This is a genomic window from Nocardia alba NBRC 108234, assembly GCF_001612665.1.
GTDB classification, from domain to species: domain Bacteria; phylum Actinomycetota; class Actinomycetes; order Mycobacteriales; family Mycobacteriaceae; genus Nocardia; species Nocardia alba.
The window spans coordinates 204,367-231,108 of sequence record NZ_BDAX01000019.1 but is presented as its reverse complement, the minus strand read 5'-3'; the positions used below and the strand labels follow the sequence as shown (position 1 = coordinate 231,108).

Genomic DNA, 26,742 nt, shown 5'->3' with positions numbered 1-26,742 from the left:
GACTAGCGCGGCACCGGGATGGGGATGGGTGGCAGGCGCGGAATCTGCGGCAGCCCCGGAAGCGCGGGCGCGGGCGCGGCGGGTGGGGGAGTCGTCGGCGCGGGCACTCGAACGGAGCCGTCACTGATGTAGATCGTGACCACCGAGCCCGGAATGGCCGAGCCGTTCGGCGAACTGCCCATCACCGTGCCCTTGGCCTGCGAACCGGCGCCGGTCACCGCGGAGACCTGGAAGCCGGAGCTGGACAGGATCGAGGTGGCCTCGCCCTGCGACTTGCCCGCCACATCGGGAACCTGGGAGTTGTTCGCGCCACGGACGTACTTGTCGTCCAGCGGTGGCAGACCGGGCGGCGGGAACCGGTCCATCAACGGCTTGATCGCGTTGAACCAGGTGCGGGCGGGCTCGTTACCGCCGAACAGTCCGGAGGCATCGCTGGCGCCGCAATTGCGCAGCGGGAACGAGCAGATCTCGCCGGGGGTCGGGCTGTCGCCGTAGACGTAGACCGACGACGCCAGCGCGTTGGTGAAGCCGAGGAACGCCGAGGAGCGGTGGCTCTCGGTGGTGCCCGTCTTGCCCGACATCGGCGCCGACCACCCCGCGGCCCGCGCCGCGCCCGCGGCGGTACCGCTGATGTCGTCCTTGCTCATCGCGTTGGCGAGGGTATTGGCCAGACCGGGGTCGACCACCTGCTCGCAGGCCTGCTGGGTGAGCGGAACGGTCTTGCCGCCGCGGTCGACGACCTCCTTGATCGGCGAGGGCGGGCACCATTTGCCGCCGGAGCCTAGCGTGGCGGCCACATTCGACAGTTCGAGCGGGTTGATCGCGAACGGGCCGAGGGTGAACGAGCCCATGTTGTTGTTCTTGATGTGGTCGGCCAGGCTGGCGTTGCCATGGCCGGAGGTGCCGGGATCGGTGTAGGACCGCATACCGAGGCGCACGGCCATATCCACCGCGGCCTCGACGCCGACGTCCTGGATCATCTTGACGAAGGCGGTGTTGGGCGAGGTCGCGAGCGCGTCGGTCACCGACATCGACCCGGGGTAGTTGCCCGCGTTCTTGACACACCACGAGTCGGCCGGGCAGCCCGGCGAGTTCGAGTAGCCCATGCCCCTGGCGGCGTAGGTGCCGGGGACATCCACCTGGGCGGCGATGCCCAGGCCCTTCTCCATCGCGGCGGCGGTGGTGAAGAGCTTGAAGATCGAGCCCGCGCCGTCACCGGCCATCGAGTACGGCTGGCCGAGCAGTGTCTCGTTGGCGTCGCGGTTGAGGCCGTAGGTGCGGCTCGACGCCATCGCCAGGACGGGGTGCGAATCCTGACCGGGCGCGACCACCGACATGACCTCGGCGATGTTGTCGAGGTTGGGGTTGGCCTGTTCGTTCACCGAACGCTTGACCGATTCCTGCAGCACCGGATCGAGCGTGGTCTTGATCAGGTAGCCGCCCTTGTCGATCTGTTCGCGACTGATCCCGGCCTCGGCCAGGTACTGCAGCGCGTAGTCGCAGAAGAAGCCCTTGTCGTTGGCGGAGATGCAGCCGCGCGGCAGACCCTTGGGTTCCGGCAGCACACCGAGCGGCTCGGCCTTGGCCTTGCGGAACTCCTCGGCGCGGTGCGGGATGTTCTGGATCAGTGTGTCGAGCACGGTGTTGCGACGGTCGGTGACGCCCGCGATGTTGGTGTAGGGGTTCAGCTTGGAGCTGGACTGCACCATGCCCGCCAGCATCGCCGCCTGGGTGATGCTGAGCTGGGCGGCATCGACGCCGAAGTAGGTCTGGGCGGCGTCCTGGACGCCGTAGGAACCGTTGCCGAAGGGCACCAGGTTCAGGTAGCGGGTGAGGATCTCGTCCTTGGACAGTTCACGGTCCAGCGTGAGCGCCATCCGGATCTCGCGCAGCTTGCGCGCCGGCGTCGTCTCGATCGCGGCGCGGCGCTCGGCGTCGGTCTTGGCGACGACGAGCAGGTTGAAGTTCTTCACGTACTGCTGGTCCAGCGTGGACGCGCCCTGCTGCACGGCACCGGAGGAGGTGTTGGTGAGGAACGCGCGCAGCGTGCCCTGCCAGTCCACGCCCTTGTGATCGGCGAAGCGTTTGTCCTCGATGGACACGATCGCCAGTTTCATGTTGTTGGAGATCTTGTCGCTCGGCACTTCGAAGCGGCGTTGCTCGTAGAGCCACGCCAGCGGCGACCCGTTCGCGTCGACCATGGTCGACACGGCGGGGACCGTGCCCTCCACCAGTTCGGCGGAGACATTGTCGACGGCGTCGGCGGCGCGGTTGGAGATGAACCCGAATCCACCGGCCAAGGGGAACAACAGCCCAGCGACAAGCACGGCGGCCAGCGCGACGCTGCCGGCCAGCCTCGCGAGCGTTTGAGTGATCGGCACGATCCCAGACTAGAGGGTGGGGTGGTGAGGTTCACTGCTGTGCTGCTCGACTGCTTGTCGGCCCCGAATGTCCGGGCGGTGCCAGGGGGGTTGCTCGGGCGTGTCAACAAAATGATCACATCGGCGTGTCGCGGACGGCCACGCCGGTGATCAGCACTACTGCGCCGTTCTGACCTGATTTGAATGGACGCCCGTACCAAAAAATCGGGGGGCGGTCTTGCGTAACCGCCATACCTTTACCTAGATTGAGAACCCAGTGTGATAGAGCTAACACTCAAAGTGGAATGTGGTGCGGGACGCAGCGGTAGTTGGGTTGCTGTGATCCGCGCTCGCGATTCTGGAGCGCCGCGCAACGGTGTTCGGACTGCAAAGGGGCACATCAAATGCACATCACAACCCCCATCGCTCGACTGGATGTAGAGCAGGCCGAGGCAAGGATCGCTTGGGTTGCCCAGGCGCGATGCAAGGAAGTGGACCCTGATCAGCTGTTCGTTCGCGGTGCGGCACAGCGCAAGGCGGCAACCATCTGCCGTCACTGCCCGGTGCTGATGCAGTGCGGTGCCGATGCTCTCGACAATCGCGTCGAGTTCGGTGTGTGGGGCGGGATGACCGAGCGACAGCGGCGTGCGCTGCTCAAACAGCATCCCGACGTGACGTCGTGGGCTGAATTCTTCAACGCCCAGCGCCAGCACCAGGTGGCTATCTAGCAGACGAGACCGGACCGTTATCACAAACGGCGCCGAGACCGCGTGGAATGCGGAATCGGCGCCGTTCGTGAGTGTTACCGGATTGTGAGCTATAGCGGATTTGCCTGAATCGATCAAGCCGAAGCCGGGGTACCGGCCAGTTGGTCGCCGACCGCGCGCAACGCCTCGAGATCCGAGACCTCGAACGGCAGCGAGGTTACCGAGACGATCTTCACGTGCGGATGCGCACCGGTGAAGCGATGCAGCAGCCGCTGCTCCCGCGCCGCCGTCGACACCCGATCGGCGTGGATGCGCAGCACCGACGCGGTCAGCGGATTCGACTCCGCCAACTGATCGGCGACGGTCAGCGCGTGATCACCGGACAGCTCCGACAACACCGGATGGGTCCGGTTCAGCACCAGACCGGCCAGCGGCATCCGCTCGGTCGAGAGCCGGTCGACAAAGAACGACGCCTCGCGCAGCGCGTCCGGCTCGGGCGCGGCGACCACCAGGAAATGGGTGCCTGGCTTGGACAGCATCACGAAGGTGCGCTCGGCCCGATCCTGGAACCCACCGAACAACGACTCCAGCGACTGCAGGAATACCGAGGCGTCCTTGAGCATCTGCCCGCCGACGATCGTCGAAACCCCGCGCATCGCCAGGCTCATCGCGCCGGTGACGATCCGGCCGACACCGCGCCCCGGCGCCATGATCAGCCGGATCATCTTGCCGTTGAGGAACGTGCCGAGGCGCTTCGGCGCGTCGAGGAAATCGAGTGCGTTGCGCGAGGGCGGGGTGTCGACCACGATCAGGTCCCACTCCTTGCGCGCGGCCAGCTGACCGAGCTTCTCCATCGCCATGTACTCCTGCGTGCCACCGAACGACGACGCCACCGTCTGATAGATCGGGTTGGCGAAGATCTGCTCGGCCTTGTCCGCGCTGGTGTGCTCGAGCACCATGTCGTCGAAGGTGCGACGCATGTTCAGCATCATCGCGTGCAGCTCTCCGGGCACCTCGTGGTCGAGCTGCACGCGCTGCGGGGAGTTGTCCAGCTCGGCCACACCGAGCGACTGCGCCAACCTGCGCGCCGGATCGATGGTCAGCACCACCACCTTGCGACCCGACTCCGCGGCCCGCAGCGCGATCGAGGCCGCGGTGGTGGTCTTGCCGACCCCGCCTGACCCGCAGCACACGATCACCTTGGCGTTCGGATCGGCGATGATCTCGGAAACGTCCAATAAGTTCGGGGTGGAAACCTGCTCGCTCATCGGACTCCCTGCGCGGATAGCTGTTCGGCCAATTCGTAGAGGCCGCCCAGGTCGACGCCGTCGCCGAGGGCAGGCAGGGACAGCTGAGGGACATCGATGCGCGCCAATTCGGCGGCACTCGCGTGCTGCGCCGTGAGCACGGTGGCGTGGTCGACGGTCTCGGCGATCAGGCCGTCGAAGTCTTGTTCGGACAGCGTGATGCCCGCCTTCGTCAGGTCGGCGGCGATAGCGGCGGTGTCGAGTTCGCTCGCCACGGCCGCGTCGCGCTGGGCGGGGGTGAGCTCGGCGGTGGCCGCCCGGTTGACGATCACCGTGCCGATCCGCAAGTCGTCGGCGATGAGCTCGGTGATCGCGTCGGCGGTCTCCTGCACCGGCAGCGCCTCGAGCAGGGTCACCAGGTGGATCATCGTCTGATCGGAGTGCAACAGTTTCGACACGCCCTCGGCCTGCGAGGCGATCGGACCGCCCTTGGCGATCTCGGCCATGGCCGTGGTGACGTCGAGGAAACTGGCGATCCGGCCGGTCGGCGGCGCATCCACGACGATGTCGTCATAGGCGGGCCTGCCGTTCTTACCGACCCGGACCACGCACTCCTTGATCTTGCCGGTGAGGATCACATCGCGCAGACCGGGCGCGATGGTGGTGACGAACTCGATGGCGCCCATCCGGCGCATCGCCCGGCCCGCGAAGCCGAGGTTATAGAACATGTCGAGGTATTCGAGGAACGCGTACTCGATGTCCAGTGCCAGCGCCGTCACCTCGCCGCCGCCGTCGGCGCTGGCGATATGGGTCTCGGTGGGGGGCAACGGCGGCCGATCGAACAGTTGCGCGATGGACTGGCGACTCTCGACCTCTACCAGCAGGACTTTGCGGCCACCTGCGGCGAGCGCGAGCGCGAGCGCGGCGGAAACGGTCGACTTGCCGGTGCCTCCCTTGCCGGTCACGTAATGCAAGCGGGCCTTGGCCGCGCGCTGTGGCCATCCGGTCAACGGTTCGGGAACCGACGAAACCGGTTCTACTGTTGGTGCTCCCACGCCGCCGAGCCTATAACCCGTTTCTCACAGGCGTTCGGGGTGAGCCCTAAACTCACACCATGAGTGAAGTCACCCTGTGGGAGTACGCGACCGTGCCGCTGTTGACGCACGCGACGAAGCAGATCCTCGACCAGTGGGGGTCCGACGGCTGGGAGCTGGTCTCGGTGCTGCCCGGACCGACCGGCGAACAGCACGTCGCCTACCTGAAGCGGCAGAAGTAGTCGTGGCCACCGCGTGGAAGGACGCGCTCGATCGGCTCGGCGTCACGCTGCCGCCGGTCGCCGCTCCTGTCGCGGCCTACATCCCCGCCGTGCGCACCGGTTCGCTGGTGTACACCTCCGGGCAGCTGCCCTTCGTCGACGGTGAACTGTCGGCGGTCGGCAAGGTCGGGGCCGAGGTGGATGTCGAGCAGGCCAAGGAAGCGGCTCGGCTGTGCGCGTTGAACGCGCTCGCGGCCGTGCACGATCTGGTCGGGCTCGACCAGGTGGCGCGGATCGTGAAGGTCGTCGGATTCGTCGCCTCGGCGCCCGGATTCAGCGACCAGCCGATCGTGATCAACGGCGCGTCGGAGTTCCTCGGTGAGGTGTTCGGCGAGGCGGGGGTGCACGCGCGCTCGGCTGTCGGGGTCTCGGAACTGCCCAAGAACACGCCGGTCGAGGTGGAATTGATCGTCGAACTGGACCAAGAAGTCGGATAGGTAGCCGTCATGGCACTGCAACATCCCGCGTACCGCCAGGTCAGGCCGGTCACCGCGACGGCATCGGTACTGCTGGCCGACAACCCCGGCCAGATGACGCTCGATGGCACCAACACCTGGCTGCTGCGCGGCCCGGACAGTGATTCCTATGTGATCGTCGACCCGGGACCCAAGGACAAGAAACACACCGCCGATATCGTCGCGGCGACCGGCGGCCGGATCGCCATGACCCTGATCACCCATCACCACCACGATCACACCGGCGGCATCGATCACCTGGTGAAAGCCACCGGGACGCCGGTGCGATCGGTGGATCCGGCGTACCTGCGTGGTGCGGTTCAGCCCCTGGTCGACGGTGAGGTGATCGAGGCAGCCGGCCTGCGGATCACGGTGCTCGCGACGCAGGGGCACACCACCGATTCGGTGAGCCTGCTGCTCGATGACGCGGTGCTCACCGGTGACACTGTCCTCGGGCGCGGCACCACCGTGCTCGAATCCGCGCCGGGCGCGCTGGCGAATTTCCTCACGTCGTTGGAAAAGCTACGTGAGCTGGGCGCGGGTAAGGCTTTGCTGCCCGCGCACGGGCCCGATCACCCCGATACGGCACCGGTGGCGCAGTACTACCTCGACCACCGGCGTGAGCGGCTCGAACAGGTGCGGGCCGCGCTGGTGGAACTGGGTTCCGACGCGGGCGCGCTCGCGGTGGTCCGCAAGGTATACGCCGACGTGGACAAACGGCTGTGGCCGGCGGCGCGCAGTTCCGTGCAGGCGCAGCTGGAGTATCTGCGGGCCGAACAGAGCTGAAAATCACTCGATCGCCGACGCGTTTGCCGCGTCGGCGATCGAGTGATTTCGGGCGACAACGGCCGATGCCCGCCACTACGAAACCGTGAGGGTGGTGGACGAGGCCCTCTCCTCGTGAGCCCACACCTCGACGGTCCCGTCATGGCGGAACGGCGGATGTCCCTATGTCAGCGAGCGCGACGTGCCAGCCGCTCGGAATCCGAGATCAGCACGCTCTTGCCCTCGAGGCGCAGCCACCCGCGATGAGCGAAGTCGGCGAGCGCCTTGTTGACGGTTTCCCGGGAAGCACCGACCAGCTGGGCGATCTCTTCCTGGGTCAGGTCGTGGGTCACGCGCAGCGCGCCCGCTTCCTGGGTGCCGAAGCGCTGTGCGAGCTGCAGCAGCGCCTTGGCGACGCGACCTGGCACGTCGGTGAAGATCAGGTCGGCGAGGTTGTTGTTGGTGCGGCGAAGGCGTCGTGCCAGCACGCGCAGCAGCTGCTCAGCGATCTCGGGGCGCTGATCGATCCACGCCTTGAGTGCGTCGCGATCCATCGTCACGGCGCGGACCTCGGTAACCGTGGTCGCGGTCGAGGTACGCGGGCCCGGGTCGAAGATCGACAGTTCACCGAACATGTCGGACGGACCCATGATGGTCAGCAGGTTTTCCCTGCCGTCCGGGGACCGTCGGCCGATCTTCACCTTGCCCGTCGTGATGATGTACAGCCGATCGCCGGGTTCGCCCTCGTTGAAGATGACGTGGCCGCGCGGAAAATCTACCGGCTGCAGCTGCTTGGCGAGCGCGGCCACCGCGGTGGGCTCGACGCCTTGGAAGATGCCTGCTCTGGCGAGGGCCTCGTCCACGAATGTGCTCCTTATGGGATATGGCTTGCGAACCTGGTCGAGCGAATCGACCAACCGCGCAGTCTACGCGGCATTCTGACACCGCAGTGACAGACACCACGTAAAGAGTAGATTGCGCGAAGGGAATCGATCGTTTAGCTCGCCCGCGCCACATCCAGTTCGGAGGTGCGGGAACGGCGCTTGCGCACGCGCGCCACGGCGGCGGGCAGGCCGAGTTTCGTCAGCTCTTTCACTTCGGCGTTGCTTGCGTTGTCCAGGTACTGCTGAACCTCTTCGTCGGGTTCGAGAAGCTTTCGGAGCCGATTCTCGACCCGCTCCATCCCCAGCGCGAACAGCATCAACAGCACTGGGAAGAGCACCACAGCGAGTCCTTGCATGACTGGCAGTAAACACGGTCCAGGTCTCAGATGGAACACAGCGGGCAATCTGGCCGGGCAATGTTGTCGTAGTGGTTCCGTATGGTGAAGCGGTGCCCGTTTCCCCTGCCCCCGCCGCCGCCGGCGATGCCGACCCGGCAGCGGATTCGGCGGCCGTACCCACCGGAATCTCGACCGCCCGCAAGCGCAAGAACCGTGCGATAGCTGCGGAAACGCGGATCGGACTGGTCCGGCGCGCCCGCCGGATGAACCGCACACTGGCCGCGGCTTTCCCCGACGCGCACTGCGAACTCGACTTCACCACTCCGCTGGAACTGGCCGTCGCGACGATCCTGTCCGCCCAGTGCACCGACGTCCGGGTGAACCTCACCACTCCCACGCTGTTCGCGAAGTACCGCAGTGCCAACGACTACGCGCAGGCCAACCGGGTGGAGCTGGAGGAATTCATCAGACCCACCGGCTTCTACCGGAACAAGACCAGTTCGCTGATCGGCCTCGGTCAGGCGCTGGTCGAAAAATACGATGGTGATTTACCTCACACTCTGGACGAATTGGTGAAATTGCCCGGGATCGGGCGCAAGACGGCCAACGTCATTCTCGGCAACGCGTTCGACGTGCCGGGCATCACCGTCGACACCCACTTCGGCCGGTTGGTGCGCCGATGGAAGTGGACCGACGAGGAGGATCCGGTCAAGGTCGAGCACGCGGTGGGCGCGCTGTTCGAGCGCAAGGACTGGACGATGCTCTCGCACCGGGTGATCTTCGAGGGCCGTCGGGTGTGTCATGCGCGCAAACCGGCCTGCGGTGCGTGCGTGCTCGCCGACGATTGCCCGTCGTTCGGGCTCGGTCCGACCGATCCGGCGGTGGCCGCGAAATTGGTGAAGGGCCCGGAGCGCGATCACCTGCTGAACATGGTCGGCCTGTGAGCGAAGGCTCGCTGCTGCGGCGGCCCGGGTTGCGCTGGGCGCTCGCTGCGGTGATCTTGGTCGTCGCGGCCACGGTTGCGCTGTGGCCGCGTGAGGGGTCCGAGACCAGCGGGATCGTTTCGCAGACATCGCGGCAGACCTCGGGCGTGTCGGCCGAGGAACGCGCGGCAGCGGGATCACAACCCTGTCCGTCGCCCGCGTCGGCATCGGCGACCGGGTCGGGACCGCTGGCCGGTCTCTCGGTGAGCTGCCTGGCCGATGGCAAGCCCATCGATCTCGCCGCGGCGCTCGCGGGCAAGCCCGCGCTGCTCAATCTGTGGGCCTATTGGTGCGGACCCTGCGCTACCGAACTACCGCACCTGCAGGAATTCGCGCAGCGGGCGGGCTCGGCACTCACGGTCATGACCGTGCACAGCGACCCCGACGAGGCGAAGGCACTGTCCCGGTTGACCGGTCTCGGCATCACTCTGCCCGGCGTCGAGGATCCGCAGGCAGCCGTGCGCAGCGCGGTCGGGGCACCCGCGGTGCTGCCGGTCTCGGTGCTCGTGCGAGCCGACGGCACCATCGCGAGCGTGGAGGTGCGTACGTTTGCCGACGTGGCCGACATCGCGGATACGGTATCCGCGAAACTCGGGGTCACGGTATGACAGAGGACGTAATGGTGGCGTGCGGATCGAAGGCGATGGCGTGAACGAAGTAGCGAGGCTCGACGATTCCGGCATTCCCTCGTGGTTGCGCACCGCGATCAGATCCGGCGGCCCCGATGCCGACGACACGCTCGCTACCTCCCGTGCCCTGCGCCGGGCCATGTCGATCACCGGCAGGCCGCGCCAGGCGGCGGTCCTCGTGCTGTTCGGTGGCGCGCTCGAGGCCGACGAGGCGGCGCCCGGTGGCCTGCCCGCCGACGCCGATGTCCTGCTCACCCAGCGCGCCTCGACCATGCGTCAGCACCGCGGCCAGATCGCGTTCCCCGGCGGAGCCGAGGATCCCGGCGACGACGGTTCGGTCGGCACCGCCCTGCGCGAAGCCGCCGAGGAGACGGGACTCGATCCAGCGGGTGTCCAGCCGTTCGCGCTGCTGCCGAAGCTGTTCGTTCCACCGTCGAAATTCGACGTGACCCCGGTGCTCGGCTACTGGCGGGCACCCAGCGCGGTCCGCGTCGTCGATCAGGGCGAAACCGAGCGTGTCGTGCGTGTGCCGCTCGCTGAATTGCTCGATCCGGCGCACAGATTCATGGTGCGTGGCAGTCTCGGCTACCAGAGTCCCGCGTTCCAGGTCGACGGCATGCTGGTGTGGGGACTTACCGGCGGTATCCTCGCCGGCATCATCAAATCCGCCGGGTGGGAACGAGACTGGGATCGGGGCGACGTGCGTGACCTGGAGACCTCGCTGGCTGCGGTCGGAATGACCCTGTGAGCGCCTCGGTCTGGCTCGACATCGTGGTGGTTCTGATCGCGCTGGTCGCGGCGTCCACCGGCTGGCGGCAGGGCGCGGTGGCGTCGGCGCTGGCGTTCTTCGGCGTCGCGCTGGGCGCGGTCGCGGGCATTCTGATCGCGCCACACATCCTCGAGCACCTCAGTGAGGGCCGCAGCCGGGTCCTCGGCGGCATTCTGCTGATCGTGCTGCTGGTGATCGTGGGTGAGGTCGCGGGCATGGTGCTCGGCCGGGCCGCGCGCACCAGCATCCGGCAGCCGTTCGCCCGCAGTGTGGACAGTGTCGTCGGCGCGATGTTGCAGGCAGTGACGGTGTTGGTCGCGGCCTGGCTGCTGGCTTTGCCGCTGGCCACCGCGTCCCAGCCCGCTGTCGCCGCCGCGATCAACGGGTCGAAGGTGCTCGCCGACGTCAACGCGGTCGCGCCCGACTGGTTGCGCAAGGTTCCCAACGAATTCTCCAAGCTGCTCGACACTTCGGGCTTGCCCGATGTGATCGGGCCGTTCGGCCGGGCGCCGATCGCCGCCGTCGAGCCGCCCGATCCGTCGGTGCTGGCAAGTCCGGTGGCGGCGTCGCTGCAGCAGAGCGTGCTGCGTATCCGCGGTACCGCGCCCAGTTGCCAGCGGGCGCTAGAGGGTTCGGGCTTCATCGTCGCGCCGGAACGTGTGATGACCAACGCCCACGTCGTCGCAGGCACCAACACCGTGGCGGTCGATACGGCACGCGGGCCCCTGGACGCCACCGTGGTCCTCTTCGACCCGTCCAAGGACATCGCGGTCCTCGCGGTCCCCGGTCTGACCGCGCCCGCGCTGCCCCAGGCGCCCGAGCCCGCGAAGTCGGGCGAGAGCGCGATCGTGCTCGGTTACCCCGGTGGGGGCCCGTACACGGCCAGTGCCGCCCGGGTGCGTGAGACCCTCGACCTCACCGGCCCCACCATCCACCGCGACGGCACCGTCGAACGCGAGGTGTACACCGTGCGCGGCCAGGTCCGCGCGGGCAACTCCGGCGGCCCGCTGGTCGACGCGGAGGGCCAGCTCCTCGGCGTGGTCTTCGGCGCCGCGGTCACCGACGACGACACCGGCTACGTCCTCACCCTGCATGAGGTCGCGTCCGAACTGGCCGCGTCCGCCCCGAGTCGCACTCCGGTGAACACGGGCGCCTGCGTACTGAGCTGACCGGCTTCGAGTACCCGCGCGGTGAGCTACGGAGAAACCAGGTCGTCGTGCGGCGACCCGTTGACACCGTTCTGCTCGCGCCAGTGCGCCGTCAGTACCTCGTTGACCTTGCTCGGGTTCTCCTGGTGCGCGTAATGCCCCGCGCGCGGGATCGACACCAGCGTCCGCTGGGGCGACAACGACCTCCCACGCTGGAACGTGGCGTCGAGCAGGTACGCGTCGTGCTCGCCACGCAGCATCAGCACCGGGATATCGATCGGGGTCCGCATCGTGGCCATGAACCGCTTACCGTCCGGCCGCCACTGACTGCGAAACGCCCAGCGCTGATACTCCAGCGCGCTGTGCGCGGCGCCGGGGATCCGGATGGCGTGCCGCAAGCGGGCCGCCGTCTCGACGAATTCCGCGCTGCGTGACCAGGATTCACCGACCCGATCGTGCAGCAACCGCTCCACCTCGGCGCCGCCGCGTCGGGTGAGCAGGTTCTCGGGGTAGCGCGGTAGCTGATACCGCAGGAAATCGGGCAGCCAGGTGGCCCGTTGCGCCGGATCACGCAGGACAGCGCTCTTGAGCGCTGCGGGATGCGGCGAGCTGACCAGCGCGATCGAGCGGACCAGCCGAGGATGCAGCACAGCGGTGGCCCAGCAGACCAGTCCGCCCTCGGCGTGGCCGACGAGTGTCGCCTCGGTGTGCCCGAGCGCCCTGATCAGGCCGGCGATGTCGCCGGCGAGGGTCCAGCCGTCGTAGCCACGTGGTGGTTTGTCGGTATCGCCGTAGCCGCGCAGGTCGACGGCGACGGTGCGATACCCGTGGCCGGCGAGCGCGGTCAGCTGATGCCGCCACGACCACCAGAAATCGGCGAAACCGTGCAGCAGCAGCACCAGGGGCGCCTCGGAGCGGTCCGGACCGTCGGCTTCGACGATATGGAAGCGGATACCGTTGGCGTGCACGTCCCGGTGGGTCCACGGTCCGTCGAAACGAACGCTGGAGGGATCCGGGAATGAGTTGGACGACACGCCGATCGAGCCTAGTGGGCGGGCCGGGCCGGTGCGACCGAGCCCACCCGGCGCGTCATCGGTTACTCGACTTGTCCAGCGAAGTGGCGCCTGTACCACGAGATCCGATGGCCGCGTGCGCGTCGGCCGCGTCGCGGTGGGCGAACGCCGCGGGCAGCACCTCAGCGGTCTGCTTGAGCGAGCCGATCGTCTTCTCCGGTGCGCGCACCTTGCGTACCTTGAGCCAGCCGAACAGGGCCAGCAGGACGGTGGTGAGCACCATCACCAGGAACACGATCAGGAACGCGGCCCAGCGCCACAGCCACATATCGAGCAGTTCGGCGACGAAGAAGAAAAAGAAGAACGAGCTGAACAGCAGCACCACCAGCGCGAGGATGAAGAAGACGCTGCCGGTGAGACCCTTCTTGATCTCACCGGTGACCTCTGCCTTGGCCAGCGCCACCTCGGCGCGCACCAGTGTCGACATCTGTTCGGTGGCATCGCGCACGAGGCTGCCGATGCTCGCCGATCCGGGCGGATTGGCGTCGGTCAACGGGATCGAAGTGACCGTCCGACCGTCATTTCCGCCTTGGGTGTAACTCACTTCGTCGACCCTTCTCCCTGTGGTAACTGGTCTGCATCGCGGCGCGCCTGGTGCACACGTCCTCGGCGCAACAGTAGCGCCGATCCGATCAGCGATGCTGCCATCGAGGTCACCAGAACGGCGGCCTTGGCAAGATCGACAGCATCGTCGCCGACGTCGGCGAGCGCGAGTTCCGCCACGAGAAGGCTAACGGTGAACCCGATCGCGCCGAGTACCGACAGGGCGAACATGTCGCGATACTCCAGTCCGGCTGGGCGTTTCGCCCAGCCGAGCTTGATAACGAGCCAGCTCACACCGAAGATCCCGGTCGTTTTGCCGAGCAGGAGACCGAGGATGATCGCCAGCGAGAGCCGGTCGGTGAACAGCGATCCGAACACCGCGCTGTCGAGCGGCACACCGGAGGCGAACAGTGCGAACAGCGGTACGCAGAATCCGGCCGAAATCGGTTGCACCACATGTTCGAGATGGGTCGCGGGCGCGATCGACTCGCCGGGATCCTTGCGCACCCTGGTGAGCAACCCGAGCGCGACACCGGCCAGCGTGGGGTGGATACCGGCCTCGTGGAGCGCGTACCAGCAGACCAACGCGACCGGAAGGTAGAACAGCGGCGTGTGCAGTCGCAGTTTCTGCGCCAGCGCCCACGCACCGCAGCACGCCAGGGCGGCGGCCAGCCACAGCAGCGACAGCGAGGCGGTGAACAGCACCGCGATGAGGATGATGGCGAGCAGGTCGTCGACCACGGCCAGACTCAGCAGGAACACCCGCGCGCTGGTCGGGATCCGCGAGCCGGTCATCGCGAGGATCGCGAGCGCGAAGGCGATATCGGTGGCGACGGGAATGGCCCAGCCCTTGTCCATGCCGGGCACGCCGTGGCCCACTACCGACGCGATCACGGCCGGGGTGATCACACCGCCCACCGCGGCGATGATCGGCAGCGCGGCCCGTTTCGGGTCGCGTAGCTCGCCGACGGCGAACTCGCGTTTGAGTTCGAGTCCGGCGACGAAGAAGAAGATCGCGAGCAACCCGTCCTTCGACCAGTCGGCGAGGGTGAGGTCGAGGTGCAGCGCGGGGATGTCGAGGTGGGCGTCGACCATGGTCTGATAGCTCGCGCCCCACGGCGAGTTCACCCAGATCAGGGCCACCGCGGCGGCCACAAGGAGCAGTGCGCCGCCGACCGTTTCGGTGCGCAGATAACGGGTGAGCTCGGAGCGGACGCGCGTGATCAAGGGCAAGCCTTCCGGCAGGGGTCGACTGGCTGCGGTCGCTCACCGACTGGGATTCACGACCGCACGCCGACCAGACTTCCCGGCACACCTCTACGAAATCCTAACGGAACCGGCCGGTGACATCGGATGCCACCGGCCGGTGCGCGTCAGTTGCTCCCGGTGCGGATGGCCTCGAAAACGCCCGGATCGACCAGCGTGGAAGTGTCGCCGAGTTCGCGGCCCTCGGCGACATCGCGCAGCAGCCTGCGCATGATCTTGCCGCTGCGTGTCTTGGGCAGCTCGGGCACGATATGGATCTCGCGTGGCCGCGCGATCGGGCTGATCTCCTTGGACACCTGTGCCTTCAACTCGGCGACGAGCTCGGGCCCCGCCGACGCCGCGGCCTCGCCGGTCAAGATCGTGAACGCGACGATCCCTTGCCCGGTGGTCGCGTCGGACGCGCCGACCACCGCGGCCTCGGCGACGGCCGGATGCCCGACCAGCGCGGACTCGACCTCGGCGGTGGAGATGCGGTGTCCGGAGACGTTCATGACGTCGTCGACGCGGCCGAGGACCCACAGGTCGCCGTCGGCGTCGAGCTTGGCGCCGTCGCCCGCGAAGTACCACCCCTGCTCGGCGTAGCGCTCCCAGTAGGTGGACCGGTAGCGATCCATATCGCCCCAGATGCCGCGCAGCATCGACGGCCACGGCTTGTCCAGCACGAGGTATCCGTTGGCCTCGGTCTCGCCCAGCTGCACCGGCTTGCCCTCTTCATCGACGACCGTCGCGGAGATGCCGGGTAGCGGGCCCATCGCGGCGCCGGGTTTGGCCGCGGTGACGCCGGGCAGTGGTGCGATCATGATGGCGCCGGTCTCGGTCTGCCACCAGGTGTCGACGATGGGTGTGTTGCTGGCGCCGAACACTTCTCGGTACCAGCGCCAGGCTTCGGGGTTGATGGGTTCGCCGACGGAGCCGAGCAGGCGCAGGGTGCTGAGGTCGTGTGCGTCGGGGATCTCGCGGCCCCATTTCATGAAGGTGCGGATCAGGGTGGGTGCGGTGTAGTAGATGGTGACGCCGTATTTTTCGATGATCTGGAAGTGTCGGTGTTCGTCGGGGGAGTTGGGGGTGCCTTCGTAGACGACCTGGGTGGCGCGGTTGGCGAGGGGTCCGTAGACGATGTAGCTGTGTCCGGTGACCCAGCCGATGTCGGCGGTGCACCAGTAGATGTCGTTGCCGGGTTTGTGGTCGAAGACGTTGTGGTGGGTGTAGGCGGTTTGGGTCAGGTAGCCGCCGGTGGTGTGCAGGATGCCTTTGGGTTTTCCGGTGGTGCCGGAGGTGTAGAGGATGAACAGTGGGTGCTCGGCGGGGAAGGGCTGTGCCTCGTGTGTCGGCGAAGCGGCGGAGACGGTTTCGTGCCACCAGAGGTCACGCCCGTCGGTCCACGGAACCTCCGTGCCGACCCGGCGCACCACCAGCACGTGCTCCACCGACGACGGCACGTCGCCCTTGGCCGCCAGCGCCTCGTCGACGGCTTCCTTGAGCGGTGCGGGCTTGCCGCGCCGCCACTGACCGTCGGTGGTGATGATCAACCTGGCTTCGGCGTCGTCGACCCGCTGACGCAGCGCGCTCGGCGAGAATCCCGCGAACACCACCGAGTGGGTGAGTCCGAGCCGCGCGCACGCCAGCATCGACACGATCGCCTCGGGCACCATCGGCATGTAGACGGCGACGCGATCGCCTGCCTCCAGGCCGAGCTCGGTCAGGTAGTTCGCCGCCCGCGAGACCTCTTCCAGCAGTTCGCGGTAGGTGATGTCGCGCGAGTCGCCGGGTTCGCCCTCCCAGTGGATGGCGACCTGGTCGCCGTGCCCGTCGATGACGTGGCGGTCGACGCAGTTGTAGGCGACGTTGAGTTCGCCGTCGCCGAACCAGCGCGCGACCGGCGCGTCGGTCCAGTCGAGGACCTCGGTGAAGGGTGTGTGCCAGTGCAGCCGGTTGGCCTGCTCGGCCCAGAAGCCTTCGCGGTCGGTCTCACCACGGTCGTAGAGCGTGGCGTCCGCGTTGGCGGCGGCGGCGAATTCCGCACTGGGCGGAAACGAGTCCTGTTGTCCTGCAGCGGTTTCGGTCACGTCGTTTCAGCCTCACATGCCTGGTGCGGTCGGGTCGGTCGCCGGGGTGCGGCCCGGCTGTCTAGACAGTAGCCAACAGACCCACGCCGGAGTGCCCCGTTGTCGCGACGATGTTTCGCGCCGGTCAATAGGGCGGTACATCCGATGGCTTCGCCGGACAGACCGGACGGTCGCGAGTTATCGTTTTTACTCAATGGCTCAGCTGAGCGTTCACGATTTAGTTCATATTTTTCTGCCGAGGGCGAGGGGATCGGCACCGACCTCCGACCGTTAGCCACGGAATTGAACCGGGAGAGATCGTTGAGATTTATCAGAGCGACCGCGTTGATCGCGGCGGGACTGGCGGCCACAAGCCTCGGTCTCACCGCGTGCTCGTCCGACGACAGCGCCGATTCGAGCATTGTCACCACCAACGCGGGCGAGCCGCAGAATCCGTTGGTGCCCAGCAATACCAACGAGAACATGGGCGGCCGTGTTGTCGACCGTTTGTTCGCCGGGCTGAAATACTATGATGCCAACGGTGAGGCCCACGACGAGGTAGCCGAGAAGATCGAGACGGCAGATCGAAAGTCGTACCGGATCACCATCAAGCCGAATTGGAAATTCACCGACGGCTCGACGGTGACCGCGAAATCATTTGTCGACGCCTGGAACTACGGCGCACTCGCCGACAACGCGCAGCTGCAAAGTTATGTGTACAGCCCGATTGTCGGATTCGACGAGGTGAGTGCCGAGAATCCCGCGGTCAAGACGATGTCGGGGTTGCGAGTCGTCGACGACCGCACCTTCACCATCGAGTTGAAGTCACCGTCGATCGACTTCGAGAGCGCGCTCGGCTACGCGCCTTTCTATCCGCTGCCCGACGCCGCTTTCAAGGATATGAAGGCATTCGGTGAGAAGCCGATCGGTAACGGCCCCTACGCCTTCGGCTCGTGGGAACACAATGTCAAGATCGATCTCACGCCCAACCCGGACTATCCCGGTGGCCGCCCGGCCAAGAACAAGGGCCTGCGATTCGTGATGTACCAGTCCTACGACACCGCGTACGCGGATCTGCAGGCCGGAAATCTCGACACGCTCGACACCATTCCCGACAGCGCGATCACCACGTACCGCAGCGACCTCGGCGACCGCGCGATCACCAAGCCGACCGCGCAGAACCAGCACATCGGCATCCAGACCACCGTGCCGCACTTCGGTGGCGAGGAGGGCATTCTGCGTCGCAAGGCCATCTCGATGGCGATCAACCGCCCGCAGATCATCGACAAGATCTTCAATGGCACCCGCACGCCCTCGCGTGACTTCACCGCCGCGACCCTGCCCGGATACGACGCGAAACTGCCGGGTTCGGAGGTGTTCGATTACAACCCCGACCAGGCGAAGAAGCTCTGGGCGCAGGCCGACGCGATTTCGCCGTGGTCGGGTCGGTACCAGATCACCTATAACAGCGACGGCGGTCACCAGGCCTGGATCGAAGCTGTCGCCAACAGCGTGAAGAACACCCTCGGCATCGACGCGGTCGCCAACCCGATGCCGACGTTCAAGAACATCCGTGACGCGGTGAACGCCGAGACGATCGGGACCGCGTTCCGCTACGGCTGGCAGGGCGACTACCCGACGATGATGCAGTTCCTCGGTTCGCAGTACTACAGCTTCTCCGAGACCAACAACGTCAACTACAACAACCCCGAGGTGGACCGGCTGTTCGACGCCGCCCTCGCCGCCCCGACACAGGCGGAGTCCTACAAGCTGATCGCGCAGGCGCAGACGATCATGATCAAGGAGATGGCCGACATCCCGGTGTTCGACTACGTCGCCAATGCGGGCCGTTCGGATCGGGTCACCAAGGCCGAGCTCGCCTGGAACGGCCTGTTCGACTTCGAGAACATCGAGAAATAGAACTCGACAGCTGGGCCGGGCTACTGCGAAGTGGCTCGGCCCCGGTCGTTTTCGGAGGAAACGATGGCTTGGTACGTGGTTCGGCGTCTGCTCCAGATGATCCCGGTATTCCTGGGCGCGACGCTGCTCATCTACGCGATGGTATTCCTGATTCCGGGTGACCCGATCAAGGCGCTCGCCGGCGAGAAACAGCTGACACCCGCCGCCGAGGCGGTACTGCGCGCCCGATACCACCTCGATCAGCCTTTCATCGTGCAGTATCTGCATTACTTGAAAGGAATTCTCACTTTAGATTTCGGCACTTCTTTCTCGGGGCGACCGGTCCGAGAGGAACTCCAACGTGCCTTCCCGATCACGATCCGGCTCGCCTTCCTCGCTGTGTTCATCGAGGGCTTGTTCGGCATCGTGTTCGGCATGATCGCCGGGCTGCGCAAGGGCAAGCTCTTCGATTCGACCATGCTCATCGCGAGCCTGGTGATCATCGCGCTTCCGGTGTTCGTCGTCGGTTATCTCGCGCAATTCTTTTTCGGTGTGAAATGGGGGATCGCTCCGGTGACGGTCACCGGTAAAGCCGGCCTGAGCGAGTTGATCGTGCCCGCGTTCGTGCTCGGGTCGCTGTCGTTCGCCTACGTGCTGCGTTTGACCAGAAACTCCGTGGCGGAGAACAAGTCCGCAGATTTCGTTCGCACGGCGACAGCGAAGGGACTCGGTCGCCGTCGCGTGGTGACAGTGCATATTCTGCGGAATTCGATGATCCCGGTCGTCACCTTTCTCGGGGCCGATTTCGGTGCGCTGATGGCGGGCGCGATCGTCACCGAGGGCATCTTCAACATTCCCGGCGTCGGCGGCACCATGTACCAGGCGATCATCCGCGGCGAGCCGCCCACCGTGGTGTCGTTCGTGACGGTGCTGGTGGTGGTGTTCCTGATCGTCAACCTCGTGATCGACCTGCTCTACGCCGCACTGGACCCGAGGATCCGCTATGCATGACAAGCAACAGCATTTCGTGGCCCCCGCCGACGAGGTGGAGGTGCTCGCCACCGACCGAGTCGTGGACCGGGGCGCTCCGACCAGCATCTGGGGTGACGCGTGGCGGCGGCTGCGCCGAAACCCGGTGTTCGGGGTCTCGGTGGTGTTGATCGTGATCGTCCTGCTCGTGGTGGTGTGGCCCGCACTGTTCACCAGCCAGGATCCGCGGTTGTGCCTGGGTGAGTTCGGCATGGACGGCCCTCGCGAAGGTCATCCGTTCGGATTCGACAAGCAGGGCTGCGATATCTACGCGCGCACCATCTACGGCGCGCGCGCGTCGGTGAGCGTCGGCATCGCATCGGCGATGCTGTTCCTGCTGGTAGGCGGCATCCTCGGCGCGATCTCCGGTTTCTACGGTGGGCTGCTCGATACGATCGTCTCGCGTATTGCCGAGATCTTCTACGCCATTCCGATGGTGCTGGCCGCGATCGTGCTGCTGCAACTGCTGCGGCCCGCCGGGATCATGACGGTCGTCGCGATCCTGGTGGCCTTCACCTGGCCGCAGGCCGCGCGCATCACCCGTGGCGCGGTGATCGAAGCCAAGAACAGCGAGTACGTCACGGCGGCGAAGGCGCTGGGCGTGTCACGCCTGGGCACACTGATGAAGCACGTGCTGCCCAATTCGGCGAGCCCGCTGATCGTGGTCGCCACGATCTGGCTGGGCGTCTTCATCGTCACCGAGGCGACGCTGTCCTATCTCGGTGTCGGTCTGCCGCCGAGCATCGTGTCCTGGGGCGCCGACATCGACCGCGCCAAGACCGAGATCCGCACCTCGCCGATCCTGTTCTATCCGGCGACGGCGCTGGCCATTACTGTCCTGAGCTTCATCATGCTCGGTGACGCGGTGCGCGACGCGCTCGATCCGAAGGAGCGCACCCGATGAGCCTCGACAAGTCCGCACCGCAGCCGCTGCTCGACATTCGGGACCTGGACGTCGGTTTCACCGCCGACGGCAAGCAGATCCCCGCCGTTCGCGGAGTGAACCTCACCGTCTACCCCGGACAAACCGTCGCCATCGTCGGCGAATCCGGCTCCGGCAAGTCGACGACCGCGCACGCCATCATCAACCTGCTGCCTGGCACCGGGAAGGTGACCGGCGGTTCGATCCTGTTCGACGGCAAGGACCTGACAAAGGCGTCGGAGAAGGAGATCGTCGCGATCCGCGGCAACGGTATCGGCTTGGTCCCCCAGGACCCCATGTCGAACTTGAACCCGGTGTGGAAGATCGGCTTCCAGATCCGGGAAACCCTGGTGGCCAACGGTATCGCTACCGGCGACGCGGCCCGCGAGCGCGCGGTGGAACTGCTGGCCGAGGCCGGAATGTCCGACGCCGAACGCCGCGTGAACCAGTACCCGCACGAATTCTCCGGCGGGATGCGTCAGCGCGCGCTCATCGCGATCGGTCTGTCGTGCAGGCCGAAACTCCTGATCGCCGACGAGCCGACGTCGGCGCTCGACGTCACGGTACAACGCCAGATCCTCGGACATCTCGAACAGCTCACCACCGAGTTGGGGACCGCGGTGCTGCTGATCACCCACGACCTCGGCCTCGCCGCCGAACGGGCCGAGCACCTGGTGGTGATGTATCGCGGCAAAGTGGTGGAATCCGGTCCCGCACTGCGGATTCTGCGTGACCCGCAGCACGCGTACACCAAGAAGCTGGTGAACTCGGCGCCGTCGCTGGCGGCATCGCGGATGTCGTCGTCGCGGCAGCGGTCCGAGGTGCGCGCGCAGGCGGTCGAGGTGGCTGAGAAAACTGTCGCGGACCGGGCCGGCGACACCGTGCTCGATGTGCGAAACCTGTCCAAGGCGTTCAAGATCCGTGGCAAACGGCCGTGGCAGTCCACGGACTTCGTGGCCGTCGACGACGTGAGTTTCACCGTCCGTGGGGGAACCACCACCGCGATCGTCGGCGAGTCGGGATCCGGCAAGTCGACCATCGCGCAAATGGTGCTCGGCCTGCTCGAACCAACCTCGGGCACAGTTGATTTCGACGGTAAGGAGGTCGCGAAGCTGGACCGCAAGGGCGCGTTCGCATTCCGGCGGCGGGTGCAGCCGATCTTCCAGAATCCCTACGGTTCGCTCGACCCGATGTACTCGATCTTCCGCACGATCGAGGAACCGCTGCGGGTACACAAGATCGGCACCAAGGCCGAACGCGAAGCGGTGGTGCGTGACCTGCTCGACAAGGTGTCGCTGCCCGCGTCGGTGCTGCGGCGCTATCCCAACGAATTGTCGGGCGGGCAACGTCAGCGGGTGGCGATCGCTCGGGCGCTGGCCCTCTCGCCCGAGATGGTGGTGTGCGACGAGGCGGTTTCGGCGCTGGATGTGCTGGTTCAGGCGCAGATCCTCACGTTGCTCAATGATCTCCAGGCCGAGTTGGGGCTGACGTATCTGTTCATCACGCATGACCTGGCTGTTGTTCGGCAGATCGCGGACAATGTTCTCGTTATGCGGGAGGGGAAGGTGGTTGAGGCGGCCACTACCGACGAGGTGTTCGCGTCACCGCGTGAGGGGTATACGCGGGCGTTGCTCGAGGCTATTCCGGGGCGGGCGTTGTTCGCGGGGTAGCGGTGGTGGCCCGGGCGGGAGTTGCTCGCTTACAGGTGTTCGGTAGTCCCAGGACGGTTTGACGCTGTGTTTGTTGGCGCGCTGGCGCGCGCGTGTCCGCGGCCCTGAATGGCCCGCCGGTTAGCCGCCGGGGCTTGCTCCTTCGTCGCGTGCGCCCCGGCGGCTAACCGGCGGGCCGGCCGCGGACCGGCCACTTCGTGGCCGTCCCTCCCTAGGGGTCGGGAGTGCGGTGGGTGGGTTGGGAGGGTTGTTGAAGACGGGACAGGCTGGGTTGTTGGAGGTGGGGAACCGTTGGGTGTGGCGGTTGTTGGAGGTGGGCACGGTTGGGTGTGCGGGTCTTTTGAGGGCGGGCACCGCCCTGGGTGCATCGGTTTTGAAGGTGGGGCACAGGCTGGGTGTGCGGGGTAATTGGGGGTGTTGAAGGTGGGATGGGCTGGGTGTGGGCAGTGGTGGGGTGTTGAGGCTAGGGATTGCTGGGTGTGGGCAGACGATCCGGCCGGGGCGCCGGTGGCGAAGGGCTCCGGTCCTCCCGCGGCGGGTAATACGGCTTTGACTGCGGTGTTGTACACAGCCCGCACAGTGGTGCGGCGCGCCGAGCGATCCGCGTCAGTGGTGGGGTGTTGAGGCCAGGGATTGCTCGGTGTGGGCAGTGGTGGGGCGTTCGAGGTAGGCATGGGCTGGGTGTGGGGAATGGCCGGGGTGTTCGCGGTGGGGAGGGTTTGTGGCGGGGGTGGTGAGTTCGTGGCTGCTGATTCGGGGGGTGTCGGCAACTTGCGCGGTGTGCTGATCGGTGCGGTGGGGCGATCCGGTAGTACCGGTGCGGGGGTTGGGTTCTTGAATTCTTTCGTGTGCGCAGGTCATCGGCGTAGTTTGGAGTCGTCCGGGGTGGAGCGGTATTGATCGCGGGGGTGGAGACCGGTGGATCGAATCGATGCTGAACGGCTGGCCGAGCGGGAAGCGCGGCGGCGCAGGGCGGTGACGCCGGGGGCCAAGCGGCTCGCTGAGGTGCCGTGGCCGGATCGTGGCTGGCCGACCGTGCGCGGGTTGTATGTGACGGTGGGGGGCGCACTGTACGAGCGGTAACCTCCATGCGTGACTGATCCGCTCCAGCCCCTGGTCGACCTGCCCGGCGTGCGCGAAGCCGCCGACAAGGCGCGTGACGCGCTCGCGGCCGTGCACCGGCACAAGTCGAACCGGCGCGGCTGGGCGACCACCGCCGCCGAGGCCGCTGTGCGGGCCGCCCGCTCCTCGGCGGCCATCGAAGGCGCGAGCACCGACCTGCCCGCCGACGGTCGGGTCAGCGACCCGGTGCTGGCCGGCGCGTTGCGGGTGGGGCAGGCGCTCGACGGCGACGCGCTCACCAATCTCGTCGGCACCTGGCGGCGCGCGCCACTGCAGGCGCTGGCCAGGCTGCACCTGCTCGCCGCCGCCGATCTGGTGACCAACGAGCAGGAACTCGGTCGTCCGCGCTCAACCCCCGGCGTCGCCGAACGGCTCGACATGCTCGCGCAAACTGTGCAGTCGAGCAAGGCACCCGCTCCGGTGATCGCGGCGATCGTGCACGGCGAGCTGCTGTCGCTGCGGCCGTTCGGCACCGGCGACGGTGTCGTCGCGCGCGCCGCCTCGCGGCTGGTCGCGGTGTCCAGCGGGCTCGATCCGCACAGCCTCGGCGTGCCCGAGGTGTTCTGGTTGCGCCGCCGCCAGGCCTACCTCGACGCGGCCGCCGGATTCGGGATGGGCACCGCGGAGGGCGTGGGCGGCTGGGTGCTGTTCTGCGCGGGCGCGCTGGAAGACGGAGCCCGCGAGGCGAACTCGATCGCCGACGCGGCCGCGTCGTAGGCCGCGACGCTGACACATCAAAACGGGCGGCGTTGCCGATTGCTCGACCTCACCGCCCGCTAGCACGGAACACCCGGTTACCAAGCGTGCAGGGTGGGTTGTGTTGGGCGGCCTCGGCGATCATCCCAACCCCGCCGGTTCATCCCCGCAACCTGTGCGAGGCGTTCGCCGACGTCGGCTCGAATTTCGCAGGCCCACAACGCTTTCGGCCTTGTCGCGGCGCGCTCCGCGTGGGTGCCTGGTGTCCGTGCTGGGAAGGGTGGGATGGGGGGCGAAACCTTCTCCACCGGCTCCGTCTTGGCCTTCCGTCCTTCCGTGACTCCATTCTTACACTGTGATGGCATTCACATCAAGAGTTTCTAAGGCATTACCGAATCCCCATGAATGCGGCGTGTCGCTCGGAGATTCGTGCTGGACGATGGTCGGTCAGCGACGTTTGCGCAGCAGTCGATAGCTGATCGCGCCGGCGATGATCGCGCTCAGTCCCACGGCTGCCGTCGCGGCGACGGTGGTGGTGGACGGCGTCGGGAAGCGCGACCACAGCGACACCGGGTTGGAGAACGTGAGCACCGGCCAGCCGCGGCTCGCCGCCTCCTTGCGCAGCGCGCGGTCGGGGTTCACCGCGGTCGGATGGCCCACGGTGCTCAGCATCGGCACATCGGTCACCGAGTCGGAGTAGGCGTAGCACCGCGAGAGGTCGTAGCCCTGCTCGGCGGCGAGCTTCTCGATGGCGGCGACCTTGCCCTCGCCGTAGCAGTAGAACTCGATATCGCCGGTGTACTTGCCGTCCTCGACGACCATCCGGGTGGCCTCGGTGTGTGAGGCGCCGAGCACCTCCGCTATCGGTCCGACGATCTCCTCGCCGGAGGCCGAGACGATCACCACATCGTGGCCGCGGATCTTGTGATCGGCGATCAGATCAGCGGCCTCGGCGTAGATCAATGGGTCGACCAGATCGTGAAGTGTCTCGGCCACAATGGTTTTCACCTGCTCCACATCCCAGCCGGCGCACATGTTGGCCAGGTTTGCCCGCATCCGTTCCATCTGGTCGTGATCGGCGCCGGAAAGCAGGAACAAAAAGTGCGCGTAGCTGCTCTCCAACACGGCTCTGCGGTTGATCAAACCCTGCGCGTAGAAGGGTTTGCTGAAGACGAACGCGCTCGACTTCGCGATCACCGTCTTGTCGAGATCGAAGAACGCGGCAACCCGCCCGCCCGGCACCGGAGCTCGGCCCGCTGTGCCGAGACTCGGTTCCGTGGGCGGGGTCTGGTCGCGTTCTGACGTCACGTCATCAGAATAGGCACGACCTGCGCGCACCGCCGTATCGACTGTCCACACCATGGAAAAGGGTTTGCCCTGGGGACGCCGGGCGGCGCGAATCGCCGAAGAATGTCGGCGAATGCTACTTGCGCCCGCGGCAGGGGATGGGTGTAGTATTGCTGACACCTGGACTTAGTCCAGGCGCGTTCAGCCCGACCCCCCGGGGCTGAACCCGACGGCCCCAGCCTCCTCCCCCCCGGCTGGGGCCGTCCTCTATTTTCAGGACGATCGCAAAAGTTCTCCACACCCCCGAGTTATCCACAATCGGTGTTTTCGGGGTGTCGATCGACTCGCCGCTCGGCAACGCTGAGTCGCATGAAACCAGTCCCGATGCGCAGTGGTCCGCCACCGATCGCGCCCGCACTCGTGCTCGTGCGCGACGAACGGCTGCGTGCGGAGGTACGTCGAGTCGCGGCGGCCGCCGAGCGCGTCACCGATGAACGGGTGATGCCGGTCGGTAGGCATGCGTGGGCGGGGGCAGGCATGGTGATCCTCGATACCGCCGCCGCTGTTGCCGCCGCGGGCGGCGGATTCCCGCGGCGGGCGGGTGTCGTCGTGGTCACCGAGGGGGAACCCGCCGTGCCCGACTGGCAAGCGGCCACCGCGGTGGGTGCCGAACGAGTTGTCGCGTTGCCCTCCGGCGCTGTCACGCTGGTCGAACAGTTCGCCGAACATGCCGAATCCCGCACGGGTGAAGGGATAGTCGTCGCGGTGGTCGGCGCGGGTGGCGGTGCCGGGGCGTCCACGCTCGCCGCGGCGACCGCCCTGCGTGGGGCCGCGCGGCGGGTGCGTCGCGACACGGTGTTGATCGACGGTGCCCCGCTCGACGGTGGGATAGATCTGGTGTTGGGCATGGAGAACGTACCGGGGTTGCGATGGCCGGATCTGATCATCGAAGACGGCCGGGTATCCGCTGCGGCGCTGCACAATGCGTTGCCCGCTGGGGCTCCCGGTTTGGCGGTGCTGTCGTGCGGTCGAGCGCGGCCCGCCGGCGGCGCGAGCGGAGGGCGATCACGGGCCGGTGCGGATTCCGCGGCACCAGCGTTCGTCGGACTGGCTCCGGCGGCGGTGCGCGCTGTCATCGAATCAGGCAGGGATGCGGGCGATCTCGTCGTCTGTGATGTGTCGTGTGAACGTGGGCCGGCTGCCGACGCCATGCTCGACGCCGCCGATCTGGTGGTCCTCGTCGTCGCGGCCAGGCTGCGCTCCATCGCCGCGGCCGAAGTCGTGTCGGCCTACCTGGGAGAGCGAAACCCCAACCGCGGCTTGGTCGTCCGTGGTCCGGCGCCCGGTGGACTGCGCGGAGCGGAAGTGGCCGAACTGCTCGGATTGCCCCTTCTCGCCGCGGTTCGCGGGCAAGCCGGCCTCGCCTACCGCCTCGAACGCGGTGGCCTGAGCGTCCGCAGCCGAGGCCCCCTGCGCGATGCCGCCGACGCCGTCCTCTCGATGGTCGGGGCCGATCTATGACCACCTCCGTCATCGCCGGATACGCGAGCGTGCCTTCAGCGGACCTCCGGATGGACGGAGCCGGCGCGA

At 66.9% G+C, this 26,742-nt stretch carries 25 protein-coding genes; 15 read left to right on the top strand and 10 right to left on the bottom strand.

The genetic code is table 11. The features are described 5' to 3' along the window. Nucleotides 1–2: 2 nt before the first annotated feature. Nucleotides 3–2,381: a penicillin-binding protein gene (locus NA12_RS22035; protein WP_067454412.1), complete on the bottom strand. Its 2,379-nt coding sequence runs from the start codon at nucleotides 2,379–2,381 to the stop codon at nucleotides 3–5. 383 nt (nucleotides 2,382–2,764) lie between these two features. Between NA12_RS22035 and NA12_RS22030 the strand changes: the two genes are divergently transcribed. Continuing rightward, the gene (locus NA12_RS22030) at nucleotides 2,765–3,088 is read left to right on the top strand and encodes a WhiB family transcriptional regulator (RefSeq protein WP_056821932.1); all 324 of its coding nucleotides are present in this window, start codon (nucleotides 2,765–2,767) and stop codon (nucleotides 3,086–3,088) included. Between the two features lie 113 nt (nucleotides 3,089–3,201). On the opposite strand, the gene bagB is transcribed toward NA12_RS22030, so the two are convergent. Next, complete coding sequence (gene bagB, locus NA12_RS22025) at nucleotides 3,202–4,335, bottom strand: ATPase BagB (RefSeq protein WP_067454409.1); 1,134 nt, start codon at nucleotides 4,333–4,335, stop codon at nucleotides 3,202–3,204. Beyond that, a complete protein-coding gene (bagA, locus tag NA12_RS22020; protein WP_067454407.1) occupies nucleotides 4,332–5,369 on the bottom strand; it encodes an ATPase BagA in 1,038 nt (345 codons plus the stop codon). The genes bagB and bagA overlap by 4 nt, the downstream gene beginning before the upstream one ends. Nucleotides 5,370–5,428: 59 nt before the next feature. Here bagA and sp36 point away from each other — a divergent pair, with 59 nt between their 5' ends. From sp36 to NA12_RS22010, 3 genes are read left to right on the top strand one after another with little or no spacing between them, the layout of a single operon-like run. Next, nucleotides 5,429–5,590: a Sp36 family protein gene (sp36, locus tag NA12_RS33760; RefSeq protein ID WP_101464811.1), complete on the top strand. Its 162-nt coding sequence runs from the start codon at nucleotides 5,429–5,431 to the stop codon at nucleotides 5,588–5,590. 2 nt (nucleotides 5,591–5,592) lie between these two features. Beyond that, the gene (locus NA12_RS22015; protein WP_067454405.1) at nucleotides 5,593–6,066 is read left to right on the top strand and encodes a RidA family protein; all 474 of its coding nucleotides are present in this window, start codon (nucleotides 5,593–5,595) and stop codon (nucleotides 6,064–6,066) included. Nucleotides 6,067–6,075: 9 nt separating this feature from the next. Then, nucleotides 6,076–6,870: an MBL fold metallo-hydrolase gene (locus NA12_RS22010; RefSeq protein WP_067454402.1), complete on the top strand. Its 795-nt coding sequence runs from the start codon at nucleotides 6,076–6,078 to the stop codon at nucleotides 6,868–6,870. Between the two features lie 167 nt (nucleotides 6,871–7,037). Here NA12_RS22010 and NA12_RS22005 read toward each other — a convergent pair whose 3' ends face one another. Both NA12_RS22005 and NA12_RS22000 read right to left on the bottom strand, forming a co-directional pair. Continuing rightward, a complete protein-coding gene (locus NA12_RS22005) occupies nucleotides 7,038–7,712 on the bottom strand; it encodes a Crp/Fnr family transcriptional regulator (protein WP_067454400.1) in 675 nt (224 codons plus the stop codon). 134 nt (nucleotides 7,713–7,846) lie between these two features. Further along, complete coding sequence (locus NA12_RS22000) at nucleotides 7,847–8,089, bottom strand: hypothetical protein (protein ID WP_056821920.1); 243 nt, start codon at nucleotides 8,087–8,089, stop codon at nucleotides 7,847–7,849. A gap of 245 nt (nucleotides 8,090–8,334) precedes the next feature. Here NA12_RS22000 and nth point away from each other — a divergent pair, with 245 nt between their 5' ends. The 4 genes from nth to NA12_RS21980 are packed head-to-tail and all read left to right on the top strand — an operon-like array spanning nucleotide 8,335 to nucleotide 11,621. After that, nucleotides 8,335–9,015 (top strand): endonuclease III, encoded by a 681-nt coding sequence (gene nth, locus NA12_RS21995; RefSeq protein ID WP_084473009.1) that lies wholly within the window; start codon nucleotides 8,335–8,337, stop codon nucleotides 9,013–9,015. Then, nucleotides 9,012–9,662, top strand: a complete 651-nt coding sequence (locus NA12_RS21990; protein ID WP_243654800.1) for a TlpA family protein disulfide reductase — start codon at nucleotides 9,012–9,014, stop codon at nucleotides 9,660–9,662. Before nth ends, NA12_RS21990 begins: the two co-directional genes overlap by 4 nt. Nucleotides 9,663–9,702: 40 nt before the next feature. Further along, a complete protein-coding gene (locus tag NA12_RS21985) occupies nucleotides 9,703–10,431 on the top strand; it encodes an NUDIX hydrolase (protein ID WP_243654801.1) in 729 nt (242 codons plus the stop codon). After that, nucleotides 10,428–11,621 carry a MarP family serine protease gene (locus tag NA12_RS21980; RefSeq protein ID WP_067454398.1) on the top strand — a complete coding sequence of 398 codons (1,194 nt, stop codon included), beginning with the start codon at nucleotides 10,428–10,430 and terminating at the stop codon, nucleotides 11,619–11,621. Before NA12_RS21985 ends, NA12_RS21980 begins: the two co-directional genes overlap by 4 nt. A gap of 26 nt (nucleotides 11,622–11,647) precedes the next feature. Here NA12_RS21980 and NA12_RS21975 read toward each other — a convergent pair whose 3' ends face one another. The 4 genes from NA12_RS21975 to acs form a co-directional block, all read right to left on the bottom strand. Beyond that, nucleotides 11,648–12,634: an alpha/beta fold hydrolase gene (locus NA12_RS21975; protein ID WP_067454395.1), complete on the bottom strand. Its 987-nt coding sequence runs from the start codon at nucleotides 12,632–12,634 to the stop codon at nucleotides 11,648–11,650. A 55-nt stretch (nucleotides 12,635–12,689) separates the two neighbouring features. After that, on the bottom strand, nucleotides 12,690–13,217 hold the full coding sequence (locus tag NA12_RS21970) for a phage holin family protein (protein WP_067454389.1): 528 nt from the start codon (nucleotides 13,215–13,217) through the stop codon (nucleotides 12,690–12,692). Further along, the gene (gene nhaA / locus NA12_RS21965) at nucleotides 13,214–14,443 is read right to left on the bottom strand and encodes a Na+/H+ antiporter NhaA (protein ID WP_067454386.1); all 1,230 of its coding nucleotides are present in this window, start codon (nucleotides 14,441–14,443) and stop codon (nucleotides 13,214–13,216) included. The genes NA12_RS21970 and nhaA overlap by 4 nt, the downstream gene beginning before the upstream one ends. Before the next feature lie 146 nt (nucleotides 14,444–14,589). After that, nucleotides 14,590–16,548, bottom strand: a complete 1,959-nt coding sequence (gene acs, locus NA12_RS21960; protein ID WP_067454384.1) for an acetate--CoA ligase — start codon at nucleotides 16,546–16,548, stop codon at nucleotides 14,590–14,592. 144 nt (nucleotides 16,549–16,692) lie between these two features. Between acs and NA12_RS21955 the strand changes: the two genes are divergently transcribed. The 6 genes from NA12_RS21955 (at nucleotide 16,693) to NA12_RS21935 (ending at nucleotide 23,886) form a co-directional block, all read left to right on the top strand. Then, complete coding sequence (locus tag NA12_RS21955; RefSeq protein ID WP_084472990.1) at nucleotides 16,693–18,447, top strand: peptide ABC transporter substrate-binding protein; 1,755 nt, start codon at nucleotides 16,693–16,695, stop codon at nucleotides 18,445–18,447. Between the two features lie 63 nt (nucleotides 18,448–18,510). After that, nucleotides 18,511–19,437, top strand: coding sequence for an ABC transporter permease (locus NA12_RS21950; protein ID WP_067454377.1), 927 nt, complete (start codon nucleotides 18,511–18,513; stop codon nucleotides 19,435–19,437). Then, nucleotides 19,430–20,359, top strand: coding sequence for an ABC transporter permease (locus tag NA12_RS21945; RefSeq protein WP_067454373.1), 930 nt, complete (start codon nucleotides 19,430–19,432; stop codon nucleotides 20,357–20,359). Before NA12_RS21950 ends, NA12_RS21945 begins: the two co-directional genes overlap by 8 nt. Next, entirely contained in the window at nucleotides 20,356–22,047 is a 1,692-nt protein-coding gene (locus tag NA12_RS21940) for an ABC transporter ATP-binding protein (protein WP_067454370.1), read from the top strand. The genes NA12_RS21945 and NA12_RS21940 overlap by 4 nt, the downstream gene beginning before the upstream one ends. A 918-nt stretch (nucleotides 22,048–22,965) precedes the next feature. Continuing rightward, nucleotides 22,966–23,130: a hypothetical protein gene (locus tag NA12_RS33755; RefSeq protein WP_157106405.1), complete on the top strand. Its 165-nt coding sequence runs from the start codon at nucleotides 22,966–22,968 to the stop codon at nucleotides 23,128–23,130. A 9-nt stretch (nucleotides 23,131–23,139) separates the two neighbouring features. Then, on the top strand, nucleotides 23,140–23,886 hold the full coding sequence (locus NA12_RS21935; RefSeq protein ID WP_067454363.1) for a Fic family protein: 747 nt from the start codon (nucleotides 23,140–23,142) through the stop codon (nucleotides 23,884–23,886). A gap of 426 nt (nucleotides 23,887–24,312) precedes the next feature. On the opposite strand, the gene NA12_RS21930 is transcribed toward NA12_RS21935, so the two are convergent. Next, a complete protein-coding gene (locus NA12_RS21930; protein ID WP_371856012.1) occupies nucleotides 24,313–25,173 on the bottom strand; it encodes an HAD-IB family hydrolase in 861 nt (286 codons plus the stop codon). Nucleotides 25,174–25,521: 348 nt separating this feature from the next. Here NA12_RS21930 and ssd point away from each other — a divergent pair, with 348 nt between their 5' ends. Beyond that, nucleotides 25,522–26,673 carry a septum site-determining protein Ssd gene (ssd, locus tag NA12_RS21925; protein ID WP_084472989.1) on the top strand — a complete coding sequence of 384 codons (1,152 nt, stop codon included), beginning with the start codon at nucleotides 25,522–25,524 and terminating at the stop codon, nucleotides 26,671–26,673. Nucleotides 26,674–26,742 lie beyond the last annotated feature (69 nt).